The sequence below is a fragment of the Mesorhizobium sp. B2-3-4 genome, assembly GCF_006442315.1.
Lineage (GTDB): Bacteria > Pseudomonadota > Alphaproteobacteria > Rhizobiales > Rhizobiaceae > Mesorhizobium.
Genome location: NZ_VFVY01000014.1, coordinates 151,615 through 169,130, shown reverse-complemented (window position 1 = coordinate 169,130; position 17,516 = coordinate 151,615). Strand labels below are relative to the sequence as shown.

Sequence of the window (17,516 nt, the reverse complement as noted above, 5' to 3'; positions counted from 1 at the left end):
TCAATGGGCATCACCTTTCGCAAGGAAACCTTCCGCGACGATTTCACCTTCAAGAACAGTCCGGAGCACATCAGGCGCTTTCCCTTCCCATTCCACGAAGACAGCTACATGTACGCGGTCAACATCGAGCCGCATGTCGTCGGCCCGAAGGGCTCGGTGCTGGAAAACCTGATCGACGTCGACGAACACTATGTCGCCGAGATGCAGGACCGCGCCTTGGTGCTGGCCGAGGATCCGCTGCGCTGCCAGTCGCTGCCGCACATGACGCTGGCCGGCTGGGACCTGCTCGAGCTTCTGATGGAGCAGCAGGCGCTGGGCTATCCCGAGCATTTCACGCTGGAGCGAAACGGCGACCGCTGGCGCTGGATCAACCGGCCGCTCGGCATCGACGACACCTTCACCTTCGGCGACACCTCGACCCTGCCTTATGGCCCGATGGAATACATCACCCGCCAGAGCCAGGGCGATTTCTGCATCCTCGACCAGCGCGACGGCAACCTCTGGATGGATGCCGGCATGGTCACCACCCAGGCCGACTGGTCGCTCGATTTCGATATCGGCATGAACTTCTTCGAATGGCACGCACCGGTGCCGCTGGCGCATGAGAAGGGCATTTTCGTCAGGGCGCTCAAATTCCTGACCAACATCCAGCAGGGCAAGCCGGCGCGGCGTCTGAACTGGACGATGACCATCAATCCGCGCCTCGACACCAGCCCGGAAAATTATCACAAATGGGGTCCGGACCGCGCCACCGTCACGCCCGAAAATGTCGGCGACAAGGTGCATCTGCGCGTCGAACTGCAAAGCTTCTGGCGCCTGCCGCGCTCCAACGGCATCGTCTTCCCGATCCGCTGCTACCTGATCAAGATGGACGAGCTGGTGACGCAGCCGAAATGGGCAAGGCGTCTGCACCGGGTGATCCGCGATTTGCCGGAGGAGCTCGCCACCTACAAGGGCTTGACGCGGTATCGGCCGACACTGGTGGAATGGCTGTCGAAGCTGGATGATGGCAGCGCGACGAGCCCTGGGTTTGGGCCGGATTGAAGGCCCCCTCATCCGGCCGCTTCGCGGCCACCTTCTCCCCGAGGGGAGAAGAGGTCGCCAACACCGGCGCTAGCCTCCTCTCCCCTCGGGGAGAGGTCGGATTGCCCCGAATTGCTCTTCGCAATTCGGTCTTGGCATCCGGGTGAGGGGGTTGCGGCGGTCCGACTAACCCGCACTGTTCTGCGGATAGCAGATAATCGACAGATACCGCATCGGCAGTTTCGTCAGTTGCTCCGGCCCATGCGGGGCATCCGCATCGAAGAACAGGCTGTCGCCGGGCTTCATCGGGTAAAGGTTGCTGCCGTGCCGGTAGACCACTTCGCCCTCCAGCATATAGAGGAACTCCATGCCCTCGTGCTGGAAAGTCGGGAACACGTCCGAGTCTTCGGTCAGCGTGATCAGATAGGGTTCGACGACGACGCCGCTGGTGTTGGAGCCGATATGGCCGAGCAGATTGTATTGATGTCCGGCGCGCGTGCCGCGGCGCTCGACGTCGAGGCCCTGGCCGGCCTTGACGAAGACGGCGCTGCGCTCTTCCTCGAAGCGGCGGAAGAAGGCGGTGACCGGAACGCCCAGCGCCCGCGACAGCGCCTGCAAGGTGGTCAGCGACGGTGAGGTGATGCCGTTTTCGATCTTCGACAGCATGCCCAGCGAAATATCGGTGGCGACGGCGAGATCGGCGACGGTGATGCCGAGTTTCTTGCGGAAGGCGCGAACCTCGCGCCCGATCGCGACCTCCAGCACCTTTTCACGCGTGTCGCGGATGGCATGCGGGTTCTGCGTCAACGGCGCCCGGATGGTCTTGCCATCGGCCGACACCTTCGGCAGCGGCTTGGCCTTTGCCCCGGCAGGCGCGGAGCCAGCCTTGGAGTCGGAAATTTTCTTCGCCATCTCGCCCCCGAACCCGTGAAGATTTATTTCACCTGAGGTGAACATGTCAGGTGGCGATACAGGAGCGCAACCGCTACGGCAAGCCGTCTTGTGTCGCATGCCTCGACCCGGTTGCTGCCGTCATTGCGGGTTTTTCGCCGGGAATCCGTTGCGCGCAAACGCTGTTGCCGCAGATGTCGGTTGACAGCACCAAACGGCCAATTACTGTCCCTGTCAGTGAAATTTGTTTCGCTGGGGAAATCAAAAAAGTGGAGGCCCGGAAATGAAAACTCGCGTCGCCGTCATCGGAGCCGGACCGTCCGGTCTGGCACAACTCAGGGCCTTCAAGTCGGCAGCCGACAAGGGCGCCGAGATTCCCGAGATCGTCTGCTTCGAGAAGCAGTCGGATTGGGGCGGCCTGTGGAACTACACCTGGCGCACCGGCCTCGACGAGCATGGCGATCCCGTGCACGGTTCGATGTACCGCTACCTCTGGTCGAACGGGCCGAAGGAATGTCTGGAGTTCGCCGATTACACGTTCGAGGAGCATTTCGGCCGGCCGATCGGCTCCTACCCGCCACGCGCCGTGCTGTGGGACTACATCAAGGGCCGCGTCGAAAAGTCGGGCCTGCGCAAATGGGTGCGCTTCAACAGCCCGGTGCGCATGGTGACGTTCTCGGACGAGACCAAGAAGTTCACCGTCACCGCGCATGACCGCACCAACGACGTCACCTATTCGGAAGAATTCGACAATGTCGTCGTCGCGTCCGGACATTTCTCCGTGCCCAACGTTCCCTATTTCGAGGGCTTTTCCACCTTCAACGGCCGCATCCTGCACAGCCACGATTTTCGCGATGCGATGGAGTTCAAGGGCAAGGACATACTGATCATCGGCCGTTCCTATTCGGCCGAGGACATCGGTTCGCAGTGCTACAAATACGGCGCCAAGTCGATCACCTCCAGCTACCGCTCCAAGCCGATGGGCTTCAAATGGCCGGAGAACTGGAAGGAAGTGCCGCTGCTGCAGAAGGTCGTCGGCAAGACCGCGCACTTCAAGGATGGCACCACCAAGGACGTCGACGCCATCATCCTGTGCACCGGCTACCTCCACTCCTTCCCGTTCCTGACCGACGATCTGAAGCTCAAGACCGCCAACCGCATGTGGCCCGATCAGCTCTATGAGGGCGTCGTCTGGGAGAAGAACCCGAAACTGTCCTATATCGGCATGCAGGATCAGTTCTACACCTTCAACATGTTCGACGCGCAGGCCTGGTTCGCGCGCGACGTCATCATGGGCCGCATCAAACTGCCGTCGGCCCAGGCCATGGCCGAGCACGGCGCCAAATGGCGGGCGCGTGAAGAGACACTGGAAGACGCCGAGCAGATGATCTGGTTCCAGGGCGACTATACCAAGGAACTCATGGACCAGACCGACTATCCCGGTTTCGATGTCGAGGCCGTCAACCAGACCTTCATGGAATGGGAGCACCACAAGGCGGAAGACATTATGAGCTTCCGCGATCATGCCTACCGCTCGCTGATGACCGGCACCATGGCGCCGCTGCACCATACGCCGTGGCTGCAGGCGCTGGACGACTCCATGGAAAGCTATCTCGAGGTGAAGGGCGTCGCGGCCGAGTAGGCCATGATGATGAGGCACCGCCAACCTGCGTCATTCTCGGGCTTTGTCCCGAGAATCTGCCGTCCAGCTGGAGTTTGGCGCGATCAGGTTTGAGAAGCCGGTAGATCCTCGGGACAGAGCCCGAGGATGACGGCGTGGAAAAGTTGGCTCCAGTGCCAGATGGTGGACTGATCCGACTTCTTGATTCTACGGCACCAGGTCCAGCGGATAGTCCGGAGCCGTGTCCGTCTCCGTCACTTTGGAACTGAGCACGTCGCAGTCATTGGCCCAGTCCGGGCCGTCGCCGCGCATCGCCATCATGTCGGCCATCAGCAGGAACCGCATGGTTCTGAGCGCCCAGTCGCTTGGTTCTTGCGGCCATGCGAAAACGCCGCTTGCGTCGCCGCCGAATTTTACGTCGTGACAGACGAAGCCGACTTCCACCTTCCAGGATCGCAGGGCGCTGCCGGGCGGCGGATACGGCGGATCGGGAAGCTCGAAGTAATTGGCGACCGTGAGCTTCGTCGGTTCCGCCGGTTCGATGTTCCTGGCCTTGAACGCTTCGACAGCATCGTCACGAAAGCGAGCGAGCAGCCCGTCCCGCGACAGCCGATAGGTCGAGCGGAAAAAGCCGCCGCACCAAACGGACTCGTCCTTGTCGTTGGAGATCAGCAGCGAGGCGCGGAAGCGGCGCAGCCTTGGCGCCAGCACTCGCCAGCCGCATTCGGTCGGCGTTGCCGGCGTCGCGATGAAGTCGTCGAGAAGATCGCTGCCGCGCACACCGGCGTTCAGCACCGAGCAGTCCTCGCCATAGATGTGCCAAAGCCGCTTTAGCTCGGCGGCTGCTATGCCAGGCTTGCGCAGTTCCTCGACCGAGGCGCGAACCCTGGCGATCGCGTAGGATGTCGCGGCGTCCACCGTCTCAAAGCCGGACACCATGTGCTCGCCGTCCGGCTCGCCGGTTCTGGCCATGTCGAAGACGAGGACGGTGAAGGGCGGCTCGCCCGGCTCGGACATCTGGCATCAGCCTCGGCAATTGCAGGAAAATGTGAAGCGCTATTCCGTCTGGAATTGGACCAAATCAAGAGCTACCCAAGCTTCGCTCGAGCCTTCGCTGTCCAGGCGCTGAACAGCCGGTCGGCGACGATGCCGATGAAGGCGATGGCCAGGCCGGCGACGATGCCGCGCCCGGAATCGGCCTTGGACAGCGCGATGAACACTTCCTGGCCGAGGTCGCGCGTTCCGACCATGGCGCAGATGATCACCATCGCCAGCGCCATCAGGATGGTCTGGTTGACGCCGAGCATGATTTCGGGAAGCGCCAGCGGCAATTGCACGCGAAAAAAGGTCTGTCGCGGCGTGCAACCGGAGACCTTCGCGGCCTCGATCAGCGCCGGCGGCACCTGACGGATGCCATGGTTGGTGTAGCGGATGGCCGGCACCACGGCGAAAGCGACCGTGGCGATCATGGCGGTGACGTCGCCGACCCGGAACAGCATCACCACCGGGATGATGAAGCAGAAGGACGGCAGCACCTGCAGCGTGTCGATGATAGGCGTGATCACCTTTTCGAAGCGGTCGCTGCGTGCCGCCATCAATCCGATCGGAATGCCGATCAGGCAAGCGATGAAGGCCGAGATGCCGCAGAGATAGACGGTCGCCATGGTCTTTTCCCACAGGCCGGTGATGGCGCAGAAGGCCGTAAGTGCCGCCACCAGCGCTGCCAGCCGCAGGCCTGAGAGCTGATAGCCGGCAAGGCCGAGCAGGAACACCGCGCCCAGCCACGGAAAGCCCTCGCAGAAGGCGCGCAGCGGGTTGAGCACGTTGAGGATCAGCGCCACGCGGAACGCCTCGATCGTGTCGAAGAAGTTGATCGTCACCCAGTTCACCGCCGCCTTCCACAGCGGTGCCGTGGTGAAGGTGATTGCCTTCGGCACCGCCGCGAAGGCCGGCACGAACAGGCCGAGCAGCGTGGTGACGCCAAGGACGGCAATGGCCAAGGTCAGGTTGGGATAGCGTCGCCAGAGGCCTGCATTGGCCTCCTGATGGACTCTACCCTTGGCTTGCTTATGCGCGATGGCCTGACTCAGCCGGTCGAGCGCGATGGCCAGCGCGACGATGGCGAGGCCGGCCTCCATGGCTTCGCCGACCTTCAGCGCGCGCAGCGCCAGAAGCACGTCGTAGCCCAGGCCGCCGGCGCCGATCATCGAGGCGATGATCACCATGTTGAGCGCCAGCATGATCACCTGGTTGACGCCGACCATCAGCGTCGGCCGCGCCGAGGGCAACAGCACCCGCCACAGTTTCTGCCGCGCCGTGCAGCCGGCCATGTCGCTGAATTCGCCGATCTCCAGCGGCACGCGATTGAGGCCGAGCATCGTCGCCCGCACCATTGGCGGCGTGGCGAAGATGGCGGTGGCGATCATCGCGGAGACCGGGCTGTTGCCGAACAGGAGCAGCATCGGGATGAGATAGGCAAAGGTCGGGATGGTCTGCATCAGGTCGAGGGCAGGGGAGACGACCAGCCTTTCGGCCCAAGGCTTGCGCCAACCCCAGATGCCGACGAACAGACCGGTGAGGATGCAGAACGGCACCGCGATGGAGATCAGCGCCAGGGTCAGCATGGCGCTGGTCCATTGGCCGAACAAAGCGATGTAGAGGAAACAGCCGCCCACGAGCAGGCTAAGCTTCCGCCCGCCGGCCGCGTATCCGGCAAGGAAGGCGGCGGCGCAGACGCCGACCCAGGACAGGCGCGGCAGCGTGAAGGCCTCGGCGCCGTGGCCGATCTTGAAATTCTTGGCCAGAAGATTGAGCGCGAAATCGAGCGGCACACCGAGCACCGCGGTGATCGAGCGCGTCAGCCACGACAGGTTCGACTTGATCCAGACCATCAGCGCGCTGACCCAATCGGAAACCGGCACAACCGCGCTGGCCGGATAGTTCACCGCCCAGGGGAAAGTGTCCTGCATCAGGAACACGACGAGCACGGCGGCGAGTGCCACCGCCCAGATCACAAGCCATCGCTGAAGCGGAGGCCTTTGCTCGCTGGCGCTGGCCGTCACCGTCACGCGCCGGCCCTCGGCCGCTCGATGCCGGCCAAAAGGTCGATCACCGCTTGCGGCGTCACCTCGCCGATTGGCTTGCCGGTTCCGTTGACCACCGCGAACGGTTTGCCGGCGGTGACGATCTCGGCCGAAAAGCTTGATATCTTGGCCTCGGGCGCCACCGTGCCGCCATGCTCGGCGCCCTCGCAGGCGCGCATTAGGCTGCGCGCCGAAATCACCTTGGCGCGGTCGACGTCGCGGGTGAACTCGGCGACATAGTCGGTCGCCGGATCGACCACCAGCTGTTCCGGCGTGCCGATCTGGATGACCTCGCCGTCCTTCATGATGGCGATGCGGTCGGCGAGCCTGATCGCCTCGTCGAAATCATGGGTGATGAAGACGATGGTCTTGTGCAGCATGGTCTGCAGCCGCATCAACTCATCCTGCATTTCACGCCGGATCAGCGGGTCGAGCGCCGAGAACGGCTCGTCGAGGAACCAGATCTCCGGTTTGGTCGCGAGGCTGCGGGCGATGCCGACGCGCTGCTGCTGGCCGCCGGATAACTCGCGCGGATAGAAATGCTCGCGGCCCCGCAGGCCGACGAGTTCGATGACCTCGCGGGCGCGTGCCTCGCGCGTCGCGCGGTCCTGTCCCTGGATGCTGAGCGGAAAGGCGATGTTGTCGAGCACGTTGAGATGAGGCAGCAGCGCGAAATTCTGGAATACCATGCCCATGCGGTGGCGCCTGAGCTCGATCAGCGCCGCGTCCGAGATCTTGAGCAGGTCGTTGCCTTCGAACTCGACCTTGCCGTGGCTCGGCTCGACCAGCCGCGACATGCAGCGCACCAGCGTCGACTTGCCGGAGCCGGACAGGCCCATGATGATGAAGATCTCGCCCTGGCGGATTTCGAGGTCGACGGCGCGCACCGCGCCGACCAGCCCGGCCGCGGCCACGTCCGCCATGCTGGCCTTGCCGTCGCGCTCGCCGATGAATTTGGCCGCGTTCGCGCCGAACAGCTTCCACACATTGCGGCAGGCAAGTTTTACCGGGCGGGCATCTTTTCCCGCCGCGCTTGATGCCTGTTCAATCATTTCCGTCATTCAGTCGTCCTTCTGGAGCATCAAGACTTGAGACCCGGCTGCCCAACAGCCGGGTCTCGCATTTTCCAGTCGGAACCTTCACTGCGCCCAGGCTTTCCAGTCTGCCTCGTGGGCGGCGATCCAGGCGGCGGCGACATCCTCAGGCGATTTGCCGTCGAGGTCGACCTCGCCGCTCATCTTGTTGAGCTCGTCGGTGTCGATCGTGTAGGCTTTGGCCACCTTGTAGGCGACCGGCCATTTGTCCTTCATGCCGTTCCAGGCATACTTCCAGATTTCGCCATGCGGCTTGCCGCAATCATATTTGGCGTCCGGGTTCACGCCCCATTTCGGGTCGTTGTAGCATTCGGGCGTATATTCGGGGAATTCAACCCATTCGCCCTTGTACTTGGCGGGCGCCCAGTGCGGAGAATAGATCCACAGCATGATCGGCGCCTTGCGCTGATAGGCCGAGTCCAGTTCGGCGAACATCGCTGCATCGGTGCCGGCATGGATGACGGTGAAGGGCAGCTTCAGCGCCTCGACGCGTTCGTCGTCAAAGCCTTCCCAGGTCACCGGACCGCCGAGATAGCGCCCCTTCGGCGCCGTCTCGGCCGTCGAAAAGGCCTCGGCGCATTTCGGATCCTTCAGCGCTTCCCAATTGGGCAGGCCGGGGCACTTTTCCTTCATATATTCGGGAAACCACCATTCCTCCTTGGCCTTGGGACCAAGCTTACCCAGCCGTTCGGTCTGGCCGGTGGCGTCGGACGCCTTCATCGCTTCGCCGGCGGTGGTGTCCCAGAATTCCAGGCCGACATCGAGGTCGCCATTGGTCAGACCGGTGGTCAGGCTGGAGAGGTAGTCCGCGGTCGGGTATTCGACGGTGTAGCCGAGCTTTTCCAGGATGCCGCCGAGGATCTTGGCGTTGAGGTTGACGCTGGTCCAGTCGAACAGCGCGATCTTGATCGGGTCGTTGGATTCGGGCGCCGCAGCCTGGGCCATCGGCGTGAAGGCGCTTGCGGCGGCAAGAGCCAGGGCTCCCATTGAGAATTTCGAAATCACACTGCGAAATGGCATTGCTTGGTTCTCCTTCAAGCTGTGACGGTTATTGGTCGTTCCCTTCTTGCGTCTTTTCTTGATTGTGTTGGAAAGGCTGGCTGTTGCGCAAGGCCGTTGACGCCGGCGGGCAATGGTCGGCGCAGGCGTGTTGATGCTCGATTTCGGTCGTTACGGACGCTGCTTGAGCGGCCAGTGTCATGGACGACGGATCGCTGCGGAAGCGATCATCCGCGGATCGATCGCCAGTCCTGTTGCGCCCTGCGAGGTGCCAGCCATCAAGGTCCCATGATCCAGAGCATTTCCGGTGGAATTGCTCTCAGCTGTCGACCTGGCAAAGCCCCATCCCGCCAGCGCCGTTTCATAGGATGAAATTATATATACCAAGGTTCATCCCGCGCAACGGCTAACGCCAGGCATCCGGCGAATTTCAGACTGCAGGCGAAGCCTCGCATCCGCCGCCAACCGTGCCGCCTACCAGCAGACGAAACCACCATCGACGATCAGGTCGAGACCGGTGACGAAGCTCGAGGCGCGGCTGGCCAGGAACACTGTCGGCCCGACCATTTCTTCCGGCGCCGCCATGCGCCCCAATGGCGTGTCTCGCTTGAAGATCTTTACCTCTTCCGCCACCTCCGGCCGTTTGTTCATCGGCGTCAGCGTGTAGCCGGGACTGACGACGTTGACGCGCAACCCTCGGTCGGCCCATTCCATGGCCAGGCTCTTCGACATGTGGATGACGGCGGCCTTAGAGGAATTGTAGTGCGCCTGCGTCAGCCCGCGGTTGACGATGGTCCCGGACATGGAGGCGATGTTGATGATCGAGCCCTTGCGCCGCGCCAGCATCTTGCGCGCTTCGGCCTGGCAGGACAGGAACACGCCGGCGACATTGACCTCGTGCACCTTCTGCCATGTCTGCAGCGACAGCTTTTCGGCCGGCTCCGACCCGGCAATGCCGGCATTGTTGACGGCGACGGTCAGCGCCCCGAGCTCTGCCTCGACGCGGTCCATCGCCGTTGCCAGATCGTGCTCCGACGTCACCGTGCCGGTCAGCACCAGGGCCTTGCGGCCAAGGGCGGTGATCCGGTGCGCCGTTTCGTCGAGCCCGCCCTTCGACGCATGGCCAAAACAGGCGACATCGGCGCCTGCCTCGGCCAGTCCGATCGCGATTGCCTGACCGATGCCGCTGCCGGCGCCGGTGACCAGCGCGACATCGCCGTTGAGTTTGAAAAGATCCATCGATTGCCCCTCCCTGATCGAGGGAAGGTATGCATTACGCGCTACCTCGATCAAGCGCCGCGCGCCTGACCGATAGCCGTCGCTCAGAAATACCCATCCGAGGCCGCGGTCGCTTCCTTCGGGATTTCGACGCCGTCGACCAGGATCTTGTCGACCAGTTCGTGATGAAAGCAGACCAGCCCCTTGATGCGTTCTGCTTCATGGACCGGTTCTGGATAATACCAGACCATGTTCTCGTGGCGCTTCTTGGCGGTGGTCACGTGGTAGTAGTTGGAAATGCCCTTGTAGGGGCAGCGCGAGATGTAGCGGCTTGGCGAAAACATATCGAGCCGTGTATCCGAGATCGGCAGATAGTGCCGCACCGGATGGCCGGTCTCGAACAGGAACACGCCGCGCCGTGAATCGGCGACCTGCTCGCCGTCGAGGATGACCTGCACCCGCCGCGAAGAGGGCAGGCAATCGACACGGCGGAACGGATCGCGGGCATGGACGAAGATCTCCTCGTCCTCCTCGTACCAGTGCGTCATCTTGGGCCAGTAGAAGGACATATAGCCGGAGAGGTCTGGCGATCCCTTGACCGGATCGGGGTAGCGCCAAGCGGCGTCCTCGACCAGCGTGATGCCAGTGTTCAAGGAATAGTGCGTGGCAACGCCCTTGAACGGGCTTTCAGTGGTCGTCGTGCTCGGCAGCAGGAACTCCTCGCGCACGTCGCTCATCGGGAAATAGTAGACCGGCAGATGGTCGCTCTCGTAGAGCACCAGTGCCTTGGTCGTGTCGGCGACGATCATCGATCCCACCTGCACGCGAAGCCGCTTCTGCATCGGCATGGTGAAGGCGACATAGCCGGGCTCGGACTCATACTGCACGATGGCGTCGAGCAGGGGGAAATGCGGTCCGCGACCGCGCAAATGACGCTTGCGAATGGTGGTCGTCCTCTTCTCGTCGTTAGCGGCCAGGTTCTTGCGCGCGGCCATGATCAACCTATCGATACCCGGTCGAGCAGCAGCCCGGCGGCGATCGGCGGCAGGCCGCTGACATTCTTGCGCACCGGCACCAGCAGGTCCGGGAAATAGCTGAAGATCACCGGGGTCTCGTCGAGCAGCAATTTCTGGATGTCGGACGCGGCAGAACGCTGCGCGCCTATGTCGAGCGCCTTGAGATAGGCGGTGACCATGCCGTCATAGGCGGGGCTCTTGAAATGCGCCGCGTTCCAAGGACCGTCGCTGACCAGCGGGCTCTTCAAAAAGACGTTCGGCACGCTGCGGTGCGCGTAGTCGGTGATGCCGAGCGGGCTGTCCAGCCAATCCGACTGACCGAACACCGCCTTGCCGTAATATTTGTCCTGATCCTCGATGTTGAGCGAGATGCGGGCGCCGATCTCCTTGGCGAAGTTCTGGAACAATTGCGCGTAGCCCGGAATGTCGGAGTAACGCAGCGTCGTCAGCGTAACGTCGAAGCCGCCGGCAAGGCCGGCCGCCTCCATCAATTGCTTGGCCCTGGCGATGTCCTGCGCACGCTGCGGTACCGATTTGTCTGTGGCCGGGAAAGCAGGCGCAAACGGGCTGTCATTGCCGGTCGCCGCCATGCCCCGGCACAGACCATCAACCAGCTTGGAGCGGTCGATCGAGAGCGCCAGCGCCTGGCGCACGCGCTTGTCGGTGAAGGGCGCCATGTCGCAGCGCATATGGAGCTGGCGATGCGCCGTCGAGGCGACGCGCAGCACCGTGATGTCGGGGCTGTTCAGTACCACCTGGCTGACATCGAGCGGGACGGCATCGAGAATATCCACTTCGCCGGCCTGAAGCGCCAGGATACGCGGCTGCACGTCGCCGTAGAACTTGAATTCGACCCGGTCGGGCAGGGCTTTCTCGCCCCAATAATCGGGATTGCGCACGAAGCTCGCGCCGACCTTCGGCGTGTAGCTCTCCAGCCGGAACGGCCCGGTGCCTTCGAAGGTCTTTTCGTAATCGCCCTTATAGCTCGCCGGCAGGATGACGGCGTTGTAATTGTCGATCGACACCGAATAGGGAAAGCTGCCGTTCGGTGCGTCGAGATGGAAGGCGACGGTGTGTTCGTCGACCTTGCGCGTGCCGCCCTTCGACAGCAGGCCCTTGAACACCGAGAGCGCATTGGAGGCGCCGTTCGGATCCGCCAGCCGATCGAAGGTCGCGACGACGTCGTCGGCCTTGAAGTCCTCGCCATTGTGGAACTTCACGCCCTTGCGCAGCTTGAAGGTCCATACGCTGCCATCCTCGTTCGGCGACCAGCTTTCCGCCAGAACCGGTTTCAGGGTCAGGTCGGGCTGGGTCACGCACAGGAATTCGGCGGTCTGGAAAACCAGCTGGTAGCTGCCGCTGTCGTAGAAGGTGACGGGGTCGATGGCGCCGCCGGGCGTCGCCACGCCGGCGCGCACCGTGCCGCCCGGCTTGCCCTCGGCGCGGGCTTGCTGCGGTTCGAAACCCGCGGCGCCAAGGATGCCGCCGAGCAGGGGCAGCGACAGGCCAAGCACGCTGCCGTGGCGCAGGAAGTCGCGCCGTCCGATCCGGCCGGCCAGCAATTCATCGACAGCGGAATTTTCGATTTGGCCGAGTTGTCTGCGAACGCTGTCGATGAAGCTGAGGCGCTGTGGCATGGCGGCATTCCTTGCTTGTCGCGGGGCTGGCTCACTAGGACACCGTTGACCGCCGGCGAAAAGCGATATTTTTTGGCGGCTGCCATCGAAATTTTCGATGCACGAGGTGAAGTATGGATACCGAAAACCTGCGCAGCTTCCTCGAGGTCGCCGAGCATGGCTCCTTCACGGTCGCCGCCAGCCGGCTCAATCTCGCGCAGTCCACCGTCAGCGCCCGGATTCGCGGCCTGGAGGAACAGTTGGGGCGCCGGCTTTTCGTCAGGGACCGCGACGGTGTCACGCTGACGCCGGCCGGCCGCCAGTTCCTGCCGCATGCCGCGTCGATCACCCGCACCTGGGAACAATCGAGGCAGGACATCGCTGTTCCCGATGGCTATGAAACGCTTCTGCGCTTCACCGCGCCCGCCTATCTGTGGGAACGCATCACCTCGCCATGGGTCGAGTGGATGCGGGCCAGGAGGCCCAACGTGGCGCTGCGGCTGGAAGGAAGTTTTCCCGACCAGGCAATAGACCAGCTGTCGGAAGGCCTGCTCGACATCTGCATCCTCTATCTGCCGCGGCCGCATCCCGGCATCGTCTACGAGACGCTGGCCGTCGACCAGGTTGTCCTCGTCCAGCATGCCGCGCAGACGAAACCCTGGACCGAGAACTACATGCTGATGGACTGGGGGCTCGAATTCCGCATCGAGCATGACCGGGCCTTCGCCGGCATGGTCAAACCGGCCATCTCGGCGGGGCTGGTCTTCATCGGCCTGCAGCATGTCCTGTCGCAGCACGCCGCCGCCTATCTGCCGCTCAGCGCCGTCAGCGGTCATCTCGAGCGCGGCGAGATGCGCCGCATCGCGGATGCGCCGGTGTTTCAACGGCCGATCTATCTCGCTTATCCCGCGAACCCCGCCTCGTCGGATGTGCTCGATGTCGCGTTGACCGGGTTGCGCAGGCTTGCGTCGGACTGGACGGATGATCACGGCTTTTCGGAGGGAGACCGCTCCCTCGGCATGGACGGCCGGATTTGACCCGCGTGCCGGGAGCGCAAGTCTAGGCCAGCTCGGCCAGGGCGGCTTTCTGCAACCTTGCCAGTTCGGCATATGGAATATGGCAACGGATCGAATGGCCGGGCTGTGCCTCGGCCAGTTGCGGCTCCTGCTGCTCGCAGATAGGGCCGATCTTGCGCGGGCAGCGCGTATGGAAGACGCAGCCCGAGGGCGGGTTGACGGCGCTGGGGATTTCGCCGTCGAGGCGAATGCGCGCGGTCCCGCTCTGGTCGAGCTTGGGCACGGCCGACAGCAGCGCCTCGGTATAGGGATGGTGCGGCCCGGAGAAGACGGCTTCCGATGGCCCAAGCTCCATGATGCGGCCGAGATAGAGCACGGCGATCTTGTCGGAGAGGTAGCGCACCACGCCGAGGTCATGCGAGATGAAGATGTAGCTGACGTCCTCCTTGGCCTGCAAATCGGCGAGCAGATTGAGGATCGCCGCCTGGACCGACACATCGAGCGCCGAGGTCGGCTCGTCGCAGACCACGATGCGTGGATCGCCGGCGAAGGCGCGCGCGATGGCGACGCGCTGCTTCAGACCGCCCGACAGCTGGCGCGGCTTGACGGCGAGATGCCGGTCGGTCAGCCGCACGGCACGCACGAGGTCTTCCAGGCGCGCTTCCCGCGCCTTGCCGGAGAGGCCGGCCAGCCGCTTCAAGGCGCGGCCGAGGATGTGGCGGATCGAGTGCGAGCGGTTGAGCGCGGAGTCCGGATTCTGGAAGACGATCTGCATCGCCTTGACCTGGTCGTCGCCGCGGTTCTCCAGCTTCGGCGCCAATGTCTTGCCTTCGAGTTCGATGGTGCCGCCCTCGTCTGGCGGCACGAGCCCGAGCAGCAGCCTGGCGAAGGTGGTCTTGCCGGAACCGGATTCGCCGACCAGCCCGAGCGTTTCGCCGGGCCTTAGATCAAGCGACACGTCTTTGACGGCGCGCAGCGGATGGCCGTGGCTGGCATAGGTCTTGTTCAGTCCGGCAACGCGCAGCACCGGTGCTGTCACCGGCTTTGGCGGAAGCGCCACGTCGGCGGGCGTGGCGCGAGGCAGGGCCTGCGCCTTGTCATGATGGAAGCAGCGCGACAGCCGCGTCCCGCGCTCGTCGCTCAGATCATAGAGCGGCGGCAATTCGGTGCGGCAGCGCTCGTCGGCGAGCGCGCAGCGGTCGGCGAAGGCGCAGCCCCTGATGGTGGCGCCGATGCCCGGCAGGAAACCGGGGATCGTGTCGAGCCGGCCCTGGTCCTTGCGCTGGCCGCCGCGCGGCAGGCAGCGCAGCAATGCCACGGTATAGGGATGACGCGGATCGTTGAACACGACCTCGGTCGGTCCTTCCTCGACCAGCATGCCGGCATAGAGCACGCCAACCCGGTCGCACATGTTGGAGACGACGGCGAGGTTGTGGCTGATGAACAGGATCGAGGCGGAGAGTTCCTGCCGCAGCTGCGCGATGAGATCGAGCACCTCGGCCTCGACGGTGGCGTCGAGTCCGGTGGTCGGCTCGTCGAGGATCAGCATGGACGGGTCGTTGGCCAGTGCCATGGCGATCGCCACGCGCTGCTGCATGCCACCCGACAATTGGTGGGGATAGCGCTGCATGACGCTTGGCGGGTCCGAGATGCGCACGCGGTTCAGCATGGCGGTCGCCCGCTCGGTCGCCGCCTGTCCGGCAATGCCGGCAAGCTCGAAAATCTCGGTCAGCTGCCGGCCGATGCGGATCGACGGGTTCAGCGCCTTGCCCGGGTCCTGATAGACCATCGAGACGCTTGTCGCGCGGGCGCGCCGCAGCGCCTCGGCATCGAGCTTCATGACATCCTGGCCGTCGAGCGCGATGGCGCCGCCCGCTATCGAGCCGTTGCGCGGGAGATAGCGCACGACGGCGAGTGCGGCCGTCGACTTGCCGCAACCGGATTCGCCGACCAGCCCATAGGCCTCGCCCTGGCCGATGGTGAGGCTGAGATTGCGCAATACAGCGCGGTTGCGGCCGGCGACGCGGTAGGCCACCGACAGATCGCGCAGTTCGAGCGCGTTCCTGGTGCCGGCGCTTTCGGCTTTTGTACCGCGGGCCTTTACGGGTTCAGTCATTGAAGGCTCCATGAACGCCGTCGGCGGCCAGGTTGACGCCGATCACCAGCGAGGCGATGGCGAGTGCGTCGAACAGCACCGTCCACCAGAAGCCGCCACCGATCATGCCGTAATTCGAGGAGATGGAGAGCCCCCAGTCCGGCGACGGCGGCTGGATACCGAAGCCCATGAAGGACAGCGTGGCGACGGCGAAGATGGCGTAGCCCAGCCGCACCGTGGTCTCGACCAGGATCGGCGGGATGATGTTGGGCAGGATCTCGACGAACATGGTGTGGAAAGCGCTCTCATGCCTGAGCTGTGCGGCCGCGACATAGTCGAGTTCACGCTCGGCCAGCACCGCCGAGCGCACGGTGCGCGCGATGATCGGCGCGAAGCTGAGGCCGATGACGACGATGACGGTGGTCTTGGAGGTGCCGAGCGCGACGATGGCGAGCAGCGCCACGATGACCACGGGGATGGCCATGAAGGCTTCAAGGATGCGGCTGACGACGTCGTCGACCAGCCCGCGAAAATAGCCGGTGGTGAGGCCGAGCGCGGTGCCCGCGACCGTCGCCAGCAAGGTCGCCAGCGGCGCTACCGTCAGGATATCGCGCGAGCCGACTATGACGCGCGAGAACACGTCGCGGCCGATCTGGTCGGTGCCGAACCAGTGTTCGCCCGAAGGTGGCGCCAGTGCGTTGATGATGTCGTCGGCAAGCGGATCGTAGGGGGCGAAGTGCTCGCCAAACAGCGCGCAGACGACCCAGAACAGCACGATTGCAATGCCGACGAGGAACGTTCGAGAGCGCAGCAGCGAGAACAGGACTTCGGCCAACGGGCCGCGCCGACGGGTGTCGTCCTGTGCGGGGGAGGTGGTCTGGACGGCGCTCATTGGTCTGACCCCAGGCGGATGCGCGGATTGAGCACGGAGTAGAGGAAATCGGCGACCAATGTCGCCACCGCATAGACGATGCCGATGGTGAGGATGCCCGATTCCAGCATGGGAAAATCCTTGCCGCGCGCCGCCGTGAAGATCAGCGAGCCGATGCCCTGGTAGCGGAACAGCGTCTCGATGACGACAAGGCCGCCGATGAGGTAGCCGGTCTGGGTGGCGATGACGGTGATGGTGGGCATCAGCGCGTTGCGCAGCACATGGCGCCAGATCACCGTGCGCCAAGGCAGGCCTTTGAGCACCGCCGTTCTCGTATAGTCGGAATCGAGCGCCTCGATCATGCCCGAACGCGCCATGCGCGCGATATAGCCGAACAGCACCAGGAACAGCGGCAGCGATGGCAGGATGAGGTAATAGAGCTGGGTGAAGAAACCGGCATCCTTCGGCCACGCCGCCGAGATCGGCAGCCAGCGCAGCCAGACGCCGAAGATCAGGATCAGGATAATGCCGGTGACGAATTCGGGCAGCACCGTTACCGACAGGCCGCCGAGGCTGATGATGCGGTCGAGCGGGCGGTTGAGGTTGAGGGCCGCGACGACCCCGCCCAGTATGCCGATCGGCACCACCAGCACGAAGGCGACGGCCGCGAGCTTCAGCGAATTGCCGAGCGCGTCGATGACGAAGGGCGCTACCGGCGAGCGAAAGATGTAGGAGGTGCCCATGTCGCCCTGGACGAAGTTGGAGATCCAGCTCCAGTACTGGGTGAGCAGCGGGCGATCCACACCCAGCGAATGATTGAGCGCATCGACCGCGCGCTGGTCGGCGAACGGTCCAAGGATCGCGCGGCCGACATTGCCGGGCAGAACCTGGCCACCCAGGAACACCATCACGCTCAGCAGGAACAGCGTCACCAGCGACAGCGAGACACGCCGGGCAAAGAAGGAGAGAATGG

At 63.8% G+C, this 17,516-nt stretch carries 15 protein-coding genes; 4 read left to right on the top strand and 11 right to left on the bottom strand.

All coding sequences use genetic code 11. The features are described from left to right. Window positions 1–3: 3 nt before the first annotated feature. Window positions 4–1,044 (top strand): DUF3445 domain-containing protein, encoded by a 1,041-nt coding sequence (locus tag FJ967_RS21055; RefSeq protein ID WP_140733742.1) that lies wholly within the window; start codon window positions 4–6, stop codon window positions 1,042–1,044. 165 nt (window positions 1,045–1,209) lie between these two features. Here FJ967_RS21055 and FJ967_RS21050 read toward each other — a convergent pair whose 3' ends face one another. Beyond that, window positions 1,210–1,935: an XRE family transcriptional regulator gene (locus tag FJ967_RS21050; protein WP_140733741.1), complete on the bottom strand. Its 726-nt coding sequence runs from the start codon at window positions 1,933–1,935 to the stop codon at window positions 1,210–1,212. Between the two features lie 50 nt (window positions 1,936–1,985). Between FJ967_RS21050 and FJ967_RS21045 the strand changes: the two genes are divergently transcribed. Together FJ967_RS21045 and FJ967_RS21040 are read left to right on the top strand one after the other, a co-directional pair. Further along, window positions 1,986–2,201 carry a hypothetical protein gene (locus FJ967_RS21045; RefSeq protein WP_140733740.1) on the top strand — a complete coding sequence of 72 codons (216 nt, stop codon included), beginning with the start codon at window positions 1,986–1,988 and terminating at the stop codon, window positions 2,199–2,201. Next, window positions 2,198–3,556 carry an NAD(P)/FAD-dependent oxidoreductase gene (locus tag FJ967_RS21040; protein WP_140733739.1) on the top strand — a complete coding sequence of 453 codons (1,359 nt, stop codon included), beginning with the start codon at window positions 2,198–2,200 and terminating at the stop codon, window positions 3,554–3,556. The genes FJ967_RS21045 and FJ967_RS21040 overlap by 4 nt, the downstream gene beginning before the upstream one ends. A 186-nt stretch (window positions 3,557–3,742) precedes the next feature. Here the strand turns inward: FJ967_RS21040 and FJ967_RS21035 are convergent, their stop codons facing one another. From FJ967_RS21035 to FJ967_RS21005, 7 genes are all read right to left on the bottom strand, one after another. Then, window positions 3,743–4,552: a hypothetical protein gene (locus tag FJ967_RS21035; protein ID WP_140733738.1), complete on the bottom strand. Its 810-nt coding sequence runs from the start codon at window positions 4,550–4,552 to the stop codon at window positions 3,743–3,745. A 71-nt stretch (window positions 4,553–4,623) separates the two neighbouring features. Continuing rightward, on the bottom strand, window positions 4,624–6,603 hold the full coding sequence (locus tag FJ967_RS21030; protein ID WP_140733737.1) for an ABC transporter permease subunit: 1,980 nt from the start codon (window positions 6,601–6,603) through the stop codon (window positions 4,624–4,626). Further along, window positions 6,600–7,679 carry a glycine betaine/L-proline ABC transporter ATP-binding protein gene (locus tag FJ967_RS21025; RefSeq protein ID WP_140733736.1) on the bottom strand — a complete coding sequence of 360 codons (1,080 nt, stop codon included), beginning with the start codon at window positions 7,677–7,679 and terminating at the stop codon, window positions 6,600–6,602. Before FJ967_RS21025 ends, FJ967_RS21030 begins: the two co-directional genes overlap by 4 nt. A 78-nt stretch (window positions 7,680–7,757) precedes the next feature. Beyond that, the gene (locus FJ967_RS21020; RefSeq protein ID WP_140733735.1) at window positions 7,758–8,732 is read right to left on the bottom strand and encodes an ABC transporter substrate-binding protein; all 975 of its coding nucleotides are present in this window, start codon (window positions 8,730–8,732) and stop codon (window positions 7,758–7,760) included. Between the two features lie 453 nt (window positions 8,733–9,185). Next, window positions 9,186–9,950, bottom strand: a complete 765-nt coding sequence (locus tag FJ967_RS21015) for an SDR family oxidoreductase (protein ID WP_140733734.1) — start codon at window positions 9,948–9,950, stop codon at window positions 9,186–9,188. An 83-nt stretch (window positions 9,951–10,033) separates the two neighbouring features. Continuing rightward, a complete protein-coding gene (locus FJ967_RS21010; protein WP_140733733.1) occupies window positions 10,034–10,924 on the bottom strand; it encodes a DUF427 domain-containing protein in 891 nt (296 codons plus the stop codon). 2 nt (window positions 10,925–10,926) lie between these two features. Further along, window positions 10,927–12,582, bottom strand: a complete 1,656-nt coding sequence (locus FJ967_RS21005; protein WP_140733732.1) for an ABC transporter substrate-binding protein — start codon at window positions 12,580–12,582, stop codon at window positions 10,927–10,929. 113 nt (window positions 12,583–12,695) lie between these two features. On the opposite strand from FJ967_RS21005, the gene FJ967_RS21000 reads away from it, so the two are divergent. Further along, on the top strand, window positions 12,696–13,598 hold the full coding sequence (locus FJ967_RS21000; protein WP_140733731.1) for a LysR family transcriptional regulator: 903 nt from the start codon (window positions 12,696–12,698) through the stop codon (window positions 13,596–13,598). 22 nt (window positions 13,599–13,620) lie between these two features. On the opposite strand, the gene FJ967_RS20995 is transcribed toward FJ967_RS21000, so the two are convergent. Genes FJ967_RS20995 through FJ967_RS20985 form a run of 3 tightly spaced genes read right to left on the bottom strand, consistent with a single transcriptional unit; the run spans window position 13,621 to window position 17,514 of the window. Further along, complete coding sequence (locus tag FJ967_RS20995; protein WP_140733730.1) at window positions 13,621–15,693, bottom strand: ABC transporter ATP-binding protein; 2,073 nt, start codon at window positions 15,691–15,693, stop codon at window positions 13,621–13,623. Beyond that, on the bottom strand, window positions 15,686–16,564 hold the full coding sequence (locus FJ967_RS20990) for an ABC transporter permease (protein ID WP_140733729.1): 879 nt from the start codon (window positions 16,562–16,564) through the stop codon (window positions 15,686–15,688). Before FJ967_RS20990 ends, FJ967_RS20995 begins: the two co-directional genes overlap by 8 nt. Next, window positions 16,561–17,514 (bottom strand): ABC transporter permease, encoded by a 954-nt coding sequence (locus FJ967_RS20985; protein ID WP_140733728.1) that lies wholly within the window; start codon window positions 17,512–17,514, stop codon window positions 16,561–16,563. The genes FJ967_RS20990 and FJ967_RS20985 overlap by 4 nt, the downstream gene beginning before the upstream one ends. Window positions 17,515–17,516: the final 2 nt, after the last annotated feature.